Genomic DNA, 12,191 nt, shown 5'->3' with positions numbered 1-12,191 from the left:
CCGACCGTGGTGGTCCGGATGGCCGACGCGGGCGAGGTGTACATGTCCTGGCGCTGGGCCGGTGATACCGCCGCGCCCGGCGTCGCGGCCCTGCCGGGGGCCGATATCGATACGGCCGTGCGGGCACTGGCCGCTGCCCTCCCGGACCCGGCTGTTCCCGGCGGTCTGGAAGGATCCCTCACCACCGGCGCTCTCGCCGCGCCCGATTCCGAATACCTGCTGGCGCGCGACCTCTCCCGGGCGCTGCTGCCCTACGACCTGGCCGGGCAGCTGCACCACCTCTACCAGCAGGGGATCCGGCCTCTCATCCGGCTCCAGCCGTCGCCACGGGTGGCGCAGGTGCCCTGGGAGATCCTCGCTCCCGCGCCGGCGACGCGGCTGATCGATATCGCCGATATCAGCCTGCTGGCCCCGGCCGGAATCGTGCACGCACCCAACCGTGTTCCGCGCTCTTGGCACGACTCGCGCGAGCTACCGGTGGTGGCCGTGCTGGATCCACGGGTGCCCGGTTTCCGCGCCGACTCCGCCCTCGGCTCGGTACTGGGGCGGATGAGCCACTCGACACCGCTCGCCGGACGGATCGCGGACCATATGAATTCGGGCCGACTGCGGCCGGCGGTCACCGACCCGACCGAAATCTTCCGCCGCACCGACCTGGACCGCGGGTGGCTCTCCCACGCCTTGCGCGCCGGGGCGTCCCGACTGCTCTACGTCGGCCATGTCACCGCCGCGCGCCCCGAATCCGGCCAGAGCGAGAACGCCGAACTCCACCTGGCCTGTACCGCCGAGGCCGCCGGGTTCGCCGAACCGCAGCGCACGCACCGTCCTTTCTCGGCGAAAGATCTGCTCCTGGGCACCCATACGATCGATCCGGAACCCACCGCCGGGCCGGAACTCTGGCCCATACCCAGCCGGGTCGCGCTCGTCGCCTGCGAAAGCGGCGGCGATCTGCGGTTCACCGAAGCGCTCGGCCTGATCGCCGCGATGATCACCGGCGGCGCGGAACTGGTCACCGCCACCCGCTGGCCGTTGCCCACCGATCTTGCCTTCCAACGGCTCGGCGGCGCCGCCGCAGCGACGCCGTTGCAGGAGGTCGTCTGCGCCGTCGATACCGCCCACGACACCGTCGATCCGGCGGCGGCGCTGGCTGAATGGCAGCGCGATCGGCTACGAGTCTGGCGGGCGGCGGGTGGTATCGAGAATTCGCCGCTGCTGTGGGCGGCGTTCTCCACCTTCGTGACGTGACCGGCTCGGCAGTAGCGACCATCCCGCCGCAGCGCAGCAATTAATCGGTTTTGATGCATCTGTATTGATGTATCAAAACCGATGGAATATGGTGTGTGTCATGACCACGATGAAAACCGCCACCCTGTCCGTCCCCGGCGCTCGTCTCTACTACGAAGTGCGTGGCCGTGGGCCCGTGCTGCTGATCTCGCAGAGCGGGGAAGGCGACGCGCACCGCACCGAAGATCTCGTCCGGTACCTGGCAGACGAGTTCACGGTGGTCACCTACGATCGGCGCGGGCTGTCCCGCAGCACGATCCACGACGATTCCCGGCCGCCGTCGTTGGCGACCCACGCCGACGACGCCCACCGGTTGCTCGCCGCGGTGTCCGGCGAGCCCGCCCGAATGCTCGGCTGCAGCATGGGTGCGGTGATCGGCCTGCACCTGGCGGCCGACCATCCCGAGCAGCTCGACACCCTCATCGCGCACGAACCGGTGGCCCCCTGGCTACTCGCTCCCGCTGAGCGCGCGGCGCACCTGGCCGAACTGGAGCACTGCCGACAGGTCTTCCGGGCCGACGGATGGCGCGCCGCGCTGGCGCCGATGGCGCGCACCCTCGGGATCGATCCCGCCCGGCAGGACGCCGAACCCGGGGTCCGGCTGCCCGAGCTCACCGCCGAGCGGGCCGCGAACTTCGAATATTTCCTCGGCCACGATTTCGCCGCGATACAGCGGGACAGCCTCGATACCGGGCGGTTGCGGCGTACCGCGGTCCGCATCGTCCCCGCCACGGGTGCGACCACGCCGCCGCACGTCTTCGACCGTCGATGCGCTGTCGAACTGGCGGCCGTGCTCGATACCGAGCTGGTCACCTTCGCCGGCGGGCACAACGGCAATATGACCCATCCGAGCGCCTACGCCACCCGGATCCGGTCCGTTCTCGCCGCGTCCCGGGAGCCGTCGGCAGCCGGGACGTAGGGGGTGCGGCGACGACGGACGCGGCGGCGGCCGGTGACCCCGCCGAACCCCGCGCCCGTCGAATTCGTCAGCCCTGCAACGGTGTCCACTGTTCGGCGGGCGGGCGGCCGGGAATCGGTTTGCCGACGGCTGCCAGCGCGACGAAGAAATTCACTTGGCCGATGGCCATCGCCAGCGTCGCCAGCGCTCGGTCGTCGTAGTGTTGCGCCGCCCCGGCGTAGAGCTCGTCGGATACCCGCTCGCCGTGCGGTGACGGTTGTACCACCGATTCGGCCAACGCCAGCGCCGCACGTTCGGCTTCGCTGAAATGGGGTGCGTCGGTCCAGGTCGCCACCGCGGCGATCCGCTCCTCGGATTCACCGGCGGTCCGCAGATTTCCCGAATGCAGGACGGTGAGGTAGGTGCTGCCGACGATCTGCCCGACGCGCAGCTGGACCAGGCTGATGGTGCCCCGGGGTACCGAACCGTTGCCGGTGGCCTTGAACAACGCCGCGCCGACCTCGGCCAGCTCCGGAACGAGCTGCTGGGGGTTGGGGAGACGGGAGGCGGTCGCCGCCCTCGCGGCGATCGAATAGGTGTGCATGGTGATCCTCTCTCGATGGGTGGTGAAATCAGTTGTGCTGGAGACGGTTCGGGCGGGCACCCGGAAATCCGCGCCGCGCGAGAGCGACTCCGGCCTGCGGTAGCCAGGCGCGGGCGGCGAAGGTGCAGGCGGCGAACGCTGCCGGTGTCGCCCATTTGTCCGGTCCGTCGCCGACCGCCAGATGCGAGGCGGCGGCGCCGCCGTAGACGAAGACCAGCCCGGCGTAGGCCCATTCCTTGGTGCGCGGATGGCCGGGGGTGAGGAGCGCGGCGAGAGCGGCGGCTTTGGCGGCGCCGAGCACGGTCGCGAAGTACATCGGATACCCGAGGCGGTCGAATGCGTCTCGGACATAATCGATCCGGGCCAGATCCCAGTAGGCGCCGACCGCGGTCTCGGCCAATACCGCGGCGACCGGAATCGCCTGCGCGAGCCGCACTGCTCGTGATCGCGGAATCGAGTTGCTGCGAGTCATGGTGTTTATCACTCCGAATTGTCGAGACGTCGGTCAGGCGGCCCGTGAACCTTCGCGGCGGGCGGCCGCACGGTGGATCGCCGCGGCCAGCCGGGCGTTCTCCGGAGCGCTGAAAGCGAACGCGGCGCGCCGGCGCGTATAGCCGTAGGAGATTCCGCTGTGCGGGTCGGCGAATCCGTCGGAGCCCGCCGACCCGGCGTGGCCGAAGGCGTGCACGCCGAGGAACGAATGGATCAGCCCCTTGGCTTCGAAGCCGAGGGAGTAGGGCGCATCGTCCCCGCGCACCAGATCCCTTCCACTGGAATGGATTTCCGTGATCCTCGCGATGGTGTCCAGCGACAGCAGCGGCGGCCGTCCGGCGAGTCCCGATATCGCCGCCGCATACATCGCCGCCAGTCCGCGGGCGCTGCCGACCCCGCCCGCGGACCCCTGTCCCAGACGGCGCAGGTGTGGATCATTGGGCAGCGACATCACATCGCCGGGGGTGAATCCGCGGGCGTTCAGGTTGTAGGCGATTCCCGGAAGGCTGTAGGGGCCCGGCGCGTTCGCCCTGAAGGCCGCCTCGGCCTCCGGCGTCGCCCGCCACGGCAGCACGGGCAGGTAGCGGCCGTCCAGGTCCGGGGGCAGCCCGAGATACACATCCAGTTCGTAGGGGACGCGAATGCGGGTTTCGAACAGCTGCTGGATGCTTTCCGCGGTGATCTCGCGCACGACCTCACCGAGGATCGCGTACATGACGAAGCCGCCGTAACCGTGTGCCGTGCGTGGGGCGAAGTAGGGTCGCTGCCCGGTCATCCGTTCGGCGACCACCCGGTCGTCGGCGAGTTCGGCGACGGTGAACCCGCCGTCGGCGCCGATGAGCCCGGACCGGTGAACCAGCACATCCCGCACTGTGATCTCCGCTTTGCCCGCCACCCCGAACCGCGGCCGATAGTGGGCCACGGGCCGGTCGATGTCGAGCACGCCGTCCTGTATCAGCGAGGCCACCACCAGGCCCGCAGCCCCTTTGGTCGACGAGTGCAGACCGGTCAGCGTGGTGGCGGTGACCTCGGGTCCGGCCCACAGGTCGACGACCGGTCGGCCGCCCGCGAAAGCGGCCAGCTGAGCGCCGGACTCTCCGTTCTCGGCCGCCACGACGGCGGCGAACTCGGCACGCACCTCCTCGAATCCTTCGGCGACGGTGCCGTGTATTTCGACCGTGCTCACGGGTCGCTCCCTTCGGTATCAGTGGCGCGGCCGGAGCCGGAACCCGGCCGCGAATTGTGTTCGATGCATTGACGCGGGCCGGGAGCGAAAGGTGACCGGATATGGATAAGTGCTGGTCAGGGATTGCAGATGTGTCCCTGGCGCGTGCGGCGGTGTGGTGCCGGTCCGCAGCAGTCGCGGCCTCGGTCACGATTTCCGGCGCCGGTTCGTCATCACTACGGACACCCATCGAGGAGGACCCGTGGACGACCAGCAATTCCTGGCCGAGGGATTCGAAGAACACCGCACACATCTGCGTTCGGTCGCCTACCGGATGCTCGGATCGCTCGCCGAGTCCGACGACGCCGTGCAGGAGACATGGTTACGCCTGGTGCGCACCGACACCGGCGATATCGCCAATCTCGGCGGCTGGCTGACCACTGTCGTCGGGCGGGTCTGCCTGGATATGCTGCGCGCCCGCAGAGTTCGTCAGGAAGAGCCACTGGAGGCCGGTCGCCTACCGGACCCGATCGTCGGCCGTCCGCTCGACCCGGAGCAGGAGGCGCTGCTCGCCGATTCGGTGGGACAGGCACTGCTGGTGGTATCGGAGTCGCTGAGTCCGGCCGAACGGCTCGCCTTCGTCCTGCACGACATGTTCGCGGTGCCCTTCGAACAGATCGCCCCCATCGTCGATCGCACCCCGGCGACCGCGAAAAAGCTGGCCAGCCGAGCTCGCCGCCGCGTCCGTGCGGAGGTGAGCGCCCCCGCCGCCGCCCCGGCCCACCGCCATCGCGTCGTCGATGCCTTCCTCGCCGCCGCTCGCGGCGGCGATTTCGAGGAGTTGCTGGTCCTACTGGATCCCGAGGTCGTACTGCGGGCCGACGCCGGTGCGCTCGCGGGCGGTCTGCGTGTGCTGCGCGGGGCGGCCGCCGTCGCGGGGCAGGCCGGGACTTTCCACCGCATGGCCACACTGTGCACCACCTATCCCGCGCTCATCGACGGTGCGGCGGGGCTGGTCAACACTCTCGACGGCGAACCGTTCTCGATCATCGGCTTCACCGTCGCGGGCGACCGGGTCACGACGATCGATATCCTCTCCGACCCGGAGCGGCTGGCCGGTATCGATCTGAGCGCCGTCCTCGGATCCGACACCACAGGACCGGGAACCGGTCGGGTGGTGTCGGATCCCGGTGGGATCGACTGTGACCTCGTGGCCCGCCGAGATCAGCGCCGCGACGGGAACGGAATCCGGTCCAGATCCGAGGCCAGCACCATATCCCCGCCGAACTCCCGCCGCGCCTCGGCCGAATGGGCGTCCAGGGTGCGGTAACGCTGGGAGAAATGAGTCAGCACCAAAGTCCGCGCGCCGGCCGCGGCGGCGATACGACCGGCCTGACTCGCAGTGAGATGGCCGTGCTCCGCGGCCAGCTCGGCGTCGGCGTCGAGGAACGTGGCCTCGATGACGAGCATGTCCACGCCGGCAGCGAGTTCGTAGGCGGCCGGGCAGAGCCGGGTGTCCATGACGAACGCGAAACTCTGGCCGCGCCGCACCGTGCTGACCTCCTCGAGTGTGACGGTGCCCCCGCGCCAGGGGATTTCCCCTTCGTGCTGCAGCCGGCCCACGAGCGGGCCCTGCAGGCCGAGTTCGGCCAGGCGCTCCGGATGGATGGTCCGGTAGTCGGGTTCGGTGATCCGGTAGCCGAACGCCTCCACCGGGTGGTCGAGGCGCGCGGTGGCGATCCGGAACGGGGCGTCGGGAGCCGGTAACTCGCCCGGCCCGGTAATCGGGTGGGACCGCGGTTCCACAGTGCGATGGTAGGCGGTGGCGTCGCGGAGATTATCGAAGAACCGCTGGCCCGAGGCCGGATAGTAGGCATCGATCGGGTGCGGGACCCGGTCCAGGTTGATCCGCTGCATCACCCCGGCCAGCCCGAGGCTGTGGTCGCCGTGGAAATGCGTGATCGCGATCCGGGTCAGATCGGTTACCGAGATCCCGGCGTGGATCATCTGCCGCTGGGTGCCCTCCCCGGGATCGAACAGCACGGCCTCACGACCCCAGCGCAGCACATAGCCGTTGTGATTGCGCCGCGCGGTCGGCACCTGGCTCGCGGTACCGAGTACGACCAGTTCCCGCTGTGACATCTAACGGCTCCCCTGCGGGTGAGCCGATTCTGTCATCGGCGCGAGTTCGGCGGCGCGGCCGCCTTGTTCGTCGGGCATGAACCCGACGATATCGGCCGCCGCGACCCTCCGTACCGGGGATCCGCATTGCGGGGCCCGCCGGTGTCAGCGGCGGAACTCGTCGTACAGCTCGGGGAGGAATCCGGCGAGGTGGTGCATTTCCTGTCCGCAGTGGAACAGCAGATCGCGGGCCAGATCGAGCTGGAGGACCAGGTCGGCCGGGTCGACCGCGGCGCCGCGCAGGATCGCGCCCGCGGCCTGTGCGGGATCCGGGACGTGCAGCCCGTACAGGTTGAGATAGAACCGGCTGCGCATCTCGGCGCCCGTAGCGGTCGGGCGCACCTGATGGGCGAGCCAGCCGAGGTCGACCGGCGCCACCGCGCTCCCCACCCGCGCGAAGATCACTGTCTGCTCGGCGGGCACCGTGAATCCGTGGGCGACCGGATCGCGGAACGCGATCGCGAGCTGCTGCAATTTCGGGCCGACGTACTCGTCGACGTAGGAGATGTTGCCGACGTACTTCGCTCGGTCCGGGATGGGTTCGGCGGTTCGGTCCACCGCCGAACTCGCGAACAGGTGCGCGTCGGGGTGCCAGAGTTTGTAGCGGGCCGAATCGACCGAGTGCCAGCCGAACCACCAATCCCACATGGCGGCGCTCACCCGCGGCATCTCGGTGCGCGCCGCCACCCACAGCACGCCCGCCGCCGTCCGGCCGTAGCCCGTTTCGACGGCGGAGTAACCGGTGGCGTCGAGATCGGTGGTGAGCGTGGCGAAATCGGGGATCCGTTCCACCGGAACGGGCGGTCCGGCGCACGCGGCCGCCACCGAATCCAGCGGCGCGAGCGTGTGCTCGGTCATGAACCGCGCGAAGGGTTTCGCGGCGTCCTCCGGCGAATAGCCGCGGTACCGGGCGCCCGGCGGCGGACCGGTGGGGCTCGCCGCGGCATGTCCCGACGTCAGCGCCGCGGCGGTGGCCGCGACCAGGGTGAGCACGCTACGACGGTCGAGCCGCCGATCTCTCGACATACCCGGAAAATAGGTGGCGCGCCCGATCGGGACCCGGACATCGGCCGGATTCTGTGACGCGGCACAACAGGCCACCCGGACTTCCGGGCACCGCGAGAACCGACTCGGCCGCGATGCCCGGTCCGGACTTCTGATCTGTGCCCGGTCAGCCGAAGGATTCGTTGGGCACGATATCGGTCCCTGTGATGACGAGTCCGATCACCACACCGATGACCAGGCACACGGCCGCCGCGATGGCCGCCCATTTCCCCAGCGACTCGCCGCGGACATGCCCGACCACGCCGAGCACGATCCCGGCCGCCCCGAACAGGATCGGGCAGAACAACAGCGACACCGCGGCGCAGACGAAACCGATGATGGACAGAACCTGCGGTCCCGAGCGTTCGGGCTGCTGGGTGGCGCCGTAGGGCTGGTACTGCTGCTCGGGGTAAGCGGGATAGCCCCCGGCCCCCGGGGCGCTGCCGGACCATCCGCCCTGTTGTCCGCCCGGCGCGGCGCCGCTCGGCCAGCCCGGCTGCGCGCCCGGCGCGCCACCCCATCCCGCCTGCTCACCGGGTGCGTTCCAGCCGGGTTGCCCGCCGTACGGGCCCCCGGGCTGCTGCCCGCCCTGACCTCCGCCCGGCTGTCCGGGCTGTCCGCCGTACCCACCCGGCGGCGGATACTGGCCGCCGCCCGGCGGCGGGTAGGGCGCACCGCCCGGCGGCTGCCCGTGACCCTGCGGCCCGCCGGGTGCCTGCGGTTGCCAGGCCTGCCCCGGGGAATGCTCCTCGGGCCGGGCCGACCACGCCTGCGGCGGAACCTCACCACCGGGCGGTTGCTGTTCGGCGGAGCCGGGTTGCCAGCCTTGGGCGAAGGCGGCGGAGCCCCGGTCGGATTCTCGGTCCGACGGCTGCTCGCCACCCGGCCGGGACGAGTCGCCGGGCGGCCGGGACTCGCGGCCCAGCAGTTTCGGCAGGTACTCGGTGGGCGGATCGTCGGATCGGGCTGCCTCCGCACCGGCCGGTTCGTCCGGCGCCCCGGCGGGGGTATGCGGTCGCGGGGCTTCCGGAGCATTGCCGGAGGTCTGCGGCTCGTCCGGCGGCTGCGGCGCCCCCGGCGCCAGAAGCGGCTCGTCCCGTGTTTCCCCGGCGTGGTCCGCCGGCCGTTCGGACGATCCGGCTCCGGCGTTCGACCGGTCGGTGCTGTTGTCCTCCGGGGTCTCGCCGGATTCTCGCGGGTCCTGCGGTGTGCTCATCACGTCTCCTCGTGCGTCGTCGAGGGCTCGTAGGCCGGTACCGCGGTGCGGGTGCAGTCAGCTGTCGGGTTCGTCCTCTATATGGATGGCGGCGGCCTCGGCGGGACGGTCGTCGTCGACGGCGCGGTCGCGGCGGTCGGGTTCCTGTTCCAGCGATTCGGCGATCCCGAGACGGCCGTCGTCGTCGCCTTCCCGGTTGCGAATGCGCAGGTCACGAGGTGGGTCCTCGATATAGCGTTCGTAGGCGCGGACCTCGTCCTCTTGTTCGTCGTCACCCATATCGGGCTCTCGTGGTTCGCGATCCATACCAACCAGTATGCGCCGCCGCGCCCTCCCGCAGCGGGACCGTGACCAGCGGTGTCGAGTTCTGTGCCCGGACGACGAACGGCCCCGGACCAGCTGGTCCGGGGCCGCTCGGAACAAAGATCAGGCGTTGCCGTTGAACAGTCCGGTCACCGAACCGTTCTCGAACACCTCACGGATGGTGCGGGCCAGCAGCGGCGCGATGGACAGCACGGTGAGCTGCGGGAATTTCTTGTCCTCGGTGATCGGCAGGGTATTGGTCACCACGACCTCCTTGGCGCCGCAGGACGCGAGACGCTCGGCGGCGGGGGCGCTCAGCACACCGTGGGTCGCCGCGATGACCACATCGCCGGCACCGGCTTCACGAAGTACATTCACCGCGCCGGCGATGGTGCCACCGGTGTCGATCATGTCATCGATGAGGATGCAGGTGCGGCCCTCGACGGCGCCGACCACCCGGTTCGACTTCACCTGGTTGGGGACCAACGGGTCGCGAGTCTTGTGGATGAACGCCAGCGGTGCGCCGTCCAGCGAATCCGCCCACTTCTCCGCGACCCGGACCCGGCCGGAGTCGGGGGAGACCACGGTGATGTTGTCGAGGCTGTAGTTGGTGCGGACGTACTCGGCGAGCTGCAGCTGCGCGTGCATATGGTCGACGGGGCCGTCGAAGAAACCCTGGATCTGGTCGGTGTGCAGATCGACCGTGACGATCCGGTCGGCACCCGCGGTCTTGAGCAGATCCGCCACCAGACGAGCCGAGATCGGCTCGCGGCCGCGGTGCTTCTTGTCCTGGCGGGCGTACGGGTAGAACGGCAGGATGGCGGTGATCCGCTTGGCCGAACCGCGCTTGAGCGCGTCGATCATGATGAGCTGTTCCATCAGCCACTGGTTCAGCGGAGCCGGGAAACTCTGCAGTACGAAGGCGTCGGAACCGCGGACCGACTCCTCGAAGCGGACGAAGATCTCCCCGTTCGCGAACTCACGCGCGATCTGCGGGGTGACGTGAACGTCGAGTTCCTTGGCCACCTGCTCGGCTAGTTCGGGGTGCGACCGTCCGGCGAAGAGCATCAGGTTCTTCTGGTTGTCGATCCATGACGCGGTCACTGCTGGTTGCCATCCTTAAGCTTTGTTGCTCGACCTGGTGTCTCATCGGCCGCGAGCGCTTTCGCCGCCGCATCTGCTGCAGCGGTTCCGGGACGTTTCCGCTGCACCCAGTTCTCGATATTGCGCTGCGTCCCCCCGGACACTGCCAACGCGCCGGGCGGAACGTCTTCCCGCAGTACAGTACCTGCTCCGGTATATGCGCCGTCACCCACGGTCACCGGTGCAATGAACATCGTATCGCTGCCGGTGCGTACGTGGGATCCCACGACGGTGCGGTGTTTGCGCACCCCGTCGTAGTTCACGAACACACTGGATGCTCCGATGTTGCTGTGGTCGCCGATGGTGGCGTCACCGATATAGGTGAGATGCGGGACCTTGGTATGCCTGCCGATCTCGACGTTCTTGGTCTCCACGAACGCGCCGATCTTGCCGGACTCACCCAGCGCCGTACCCGGCCGCAGATAACTGAACGGTCCGACCGTCGCACGCGCGTCGACCGTCGCGCCCTCGCCGTGCGTGCGGATCACCCGGGCGCCGTCGCCGACCGAGGTGTTGGTCAGGGTGGAATCCGGGCCGATTTCGGCGTCCTCGCCGATCACCGTCGTGCCCAGCAGCTGGACGCCCGGGCGCACCACGGTGTCGCGGCCGATCCGGACATCGGTGTCGATCCACGTGGTGGCCGGATCGACGATGGTCACCCCGGCGCGCATATGTCTTTCCAGGATGTAGCGGTTGAGCGTGTGCGCCGCCGCGGCCAACTGCACCCGGTCGTTGACGCCGGTGACCTTCGCCGAATCGACCAGCCGTGCGCCCTTGACCGGGTACCCGGCCTCACGGGCGAGTTTCAGGACATCGGTCAGATACAACTCGTGCTGGGCGTTGGCGGTGGACAGCCGACCGAGCATGGTGCGCAGCACGGCGGCGTCGAAGGCGTACACGCCGGAATTGACCTCACGGATCGCGGCCTGCTCGGGCGTCGCGTCGGCGTGCTCCACGATTTCGGCGACCTCGCCGTCGGCGGCGCGCACGATCCGGCCGTAGCCGTTCGGATCGCCGGGCACGAAGGTGAGGACCGTGACGGCCGGCCGCTCGGGATAGCTGCGATGCTCGTCGAGCAGCGCGGACAAGGTGTGGCCGTCGAGCAGCGGGACGTCTCCGGACGTGACGATGACATCACCGGTGAAATCGGCGGGCAGCCCGGAGAGCCCGACCTGAACGGCATGCCCGGTGCCGAGTTGCCGCTCCTGAACCACCGGTACGATCTCGCGGGCCAACTCGTTCGCCACCGCGGCCGCGGCGGCGCCGACCTGCTCGCGGTCGTGGCCCACCACCGTCACCAGATGGTGCGGGTCGATGGAGTGGGCCGCGTACAACGCGTGCGCCAGCATGCTGCGACCCGCGAGGGGATGCAGCACCTTGGGGGTCTTCGACCGCATTCTCGTACCGGCACCTGCGGCTAGCACGATGACGGCGGTCTGCTCCTGCATGAATCTCCCTCGGGCCGACGATGGTCATCGTGCACGCGAGCTGCTCCGCCGCCAGGACTCGAACCTGAACTATCTGAACCAAAATCAGAGGTGCTGCCATTACACTACGGCGGACTGCCACACCGGTGGGTACCCGAAACCCGCCGCTGTGCCCCGGCACGGCAACGATACTCGCATGCCACCCCGGGATACGTCGAACCGTGGTGGTGGCGACACGCCCGCGGGAACTTTCCGACGCGTCCCATCCGTGACCGGCAGACCCTCGACACCGCCCGGGTGACCCCGGCCGCCGCAGGTCTGAGACAGTTGATCTCGATGGTTCTGGTCGCTGGTCCGGCTCCGGCCGTACCCGCGACCCCGATAACCAGGGAGGCGGGAAGCGTGTCGTCGGGAGAACCGAGAGCGGCGGAGGA

Annotated in this window: 10 protein-coding genes, 1 tRNA gene and 2 pseudogenes; 3 read left to right on the top strand and 10 right to left on the bottom strand. The window is 69.4% G+C overall.

The window, feature by feature from the left end; genetic code table 11:
- The first annotated feature begins 18 nt into the window (after positions 1-18).
- Together OG804_RS18860 and OG804_RS18855 are read left to right on the top strand one after the other, a co-directional pair.
- Positions 19-1,245, top strand: a complete 1,227-nt coding sequence (locus OG804_RS18860; RefSeq protein WP_328398523.1) for a hypothetical protein — start codon at positions 19-21, stop codon at positions 1,243-1,245.
- 100 nt (positions 1,246-1,345) lie between these two features.
- Positions 1,346-2,203: an alpha/beta fold hydrolase gene (locus OG804_RS18855; RefSeq protein ID WP_328388288.1), complete on the top strand. Its 858-nt coding sequence runs from the start codon at positions 1,346-1,348 to the stop codon at positions 2,201-2,203.
- A 67-nt stretch (positions 2,204-2,270) separates the two neighbouring features.
- Here OG804_RS18855 and OG804_RS18850 read toward each other — a convergent pair whose 3' ends face one another.
- Genes OG804_RS18850 through OG804_RS18840 form a run of 3 tightly spaced genes read right to left on the bottom strand, consistent with a single transcriptional unit; the run spans position 2,271 to position 4,464 of the window.
- Entirely contained in the window at positions 2,271-2,786 is a 516-nt protein-coding gene (locus OG804_RS18850; protein ID WP_328388286.1) for a carboxymuconolactone decarboxylase family protein, read from the bottom strand.
- Positions 2,787-2,814: 28 nt separating this feature from the next.
- The gene (locus OG804_RS18845; protein WP_328388284.1) at positions 2,815-3,258 is read right to left on the bottom strand and encodes a DoxX family protein; all 444 of its coding nucleotides are present in this window, start codon (positions 3,256-3,258) and stop codon (positions 2,815-2,817) included.
- A gap of 33 nt (positions 3,259-3,291) precedes the next feature.
- Positions 3,292-4,464, bottom strand: coding sequence for a serine hydrolase domain-containing protein (locus OG804_RS18840; protein ID WP_328388282.1), 1,173 nt, complete (start codon positions 4,462-4,464; stop codon positions 3,292-3,294).
- Between the two features lie 241 nt (positions 4,465-4,705).
- Here OG804_RS18840 and OG804_RS18835 point away from each other — a divergent pair.
- A pseudogene (locus OG804_RS18835) lies at positions 4,706-5,566 on the top strand (sigma-70 family RNA polymerase sigma factor); the annotation flags it as partial.
- A gap of 101 nt (positions 5,567-5,667) precedes the next feature.
- Here OG804_RS18835 and OG804_RS18830 read toward each other — a convergent pair.
- The 7 genes and pseudogenes from OG804_RS18830 to OG804_RS18800 all read right to left on the bottom strand — a co-directional run bounded on the left by OG804_RS18830 (position 5,668) and on the right by OG804_RS18800 (position 11,892).
- Complete coding sequence (locus tag OG804_RS18830) at positions 5,668-6,585, bottom strand: ribonuclease Z (RefSeq protein WP_328388280.1); 918 nt, start codon at positions 6,583-6,585, stop codon at positions 5,668-5,670.
- Positions 6,586-6,807: 222 nt separating this feature from the next.
- A pseudogene (locus OG804_RS18825) lies at positions 6,808-7,482 on the bottom strand (DAPG hydrolase family protein); the annotation flags it as partial.
- A 313-nt stretch (positions 7,483-7,795) separates the two neighbouring features.
- Positions 7,796-8,884: a hypothetical protein gene (locus tag OG804_RS18820; protein ID WP_328388276.1), complete on the bottom strand. Its 1,089-nt coding sequence runs from the start codon at positions 8,882-8,884 to the stop codon at positions 7,796-7,798.
- Between the two features lie 57 nt (positions 8,885-8,941).
- The gene (locus OG804_RS18815) at positions 8,942-9,190 is read right to left on the bottom strand and encodes a hypothetical protein (protein ID WP_328388274.1); all 249 of its coding nucleotides are present in this window, start codon (positions 9,188-9,190) and stop codon (positions 8,942-8,944) included.
- A gap of 120 nt (positions 9,191-9,310) precedes the next feature.
- Entirely contained in the window at positions 9,311-10,291 is a 981-nt protein-coding gene (locus OG804_RS18810) for a ribose-phosphate diphosphokinase (protein ID WP_328388272.1), read from the bottom strand.
- Positions 10,288-11,778 carry a bifunctional UDP-N-acetylglucosamine diphosphorylase/glucosamine-1-phosphate N-acetyltransferase GlmU gene (glmU, locus tag OG804_RS18805; RefSeq protein WP_328388270.1) on the bottom strand — a complete coding sequence of 497 codons (1,491 nt, stop codon included), beginning with the start codon at positions 11,776-11,778 and terminating at the stop codon, positions 10,288-10,290. The genes OG804_RS18810 and glmU overlap by 4 nt, the downstream gene beginning before the upstream one ends.
- Positions 11,779-11,821: 43 nt before the next feature.
- Positions 11,822-11,892: transfer RNA gene (locus OG804_RS18800), tRNA-Gln, on the bottom strand.
- Positions 11,893-12,191 lie beyond the last annotated feature (299 nt).

Origin of the sequence: Nocardia sp. NBC_00416 (assembly GCF_036032445.1) — a bacterium.
Lineage (GTDB): Bacteria > Actinomycetota > Actinomycetes > Mycobacteriales > Mycobacteriaceae > Nocardia.
The sequence above is the reverse complement of the archived record's forward strand: the minus strand, read 5'-3'. Positions and strand labels throughout refer to the sequence as shown.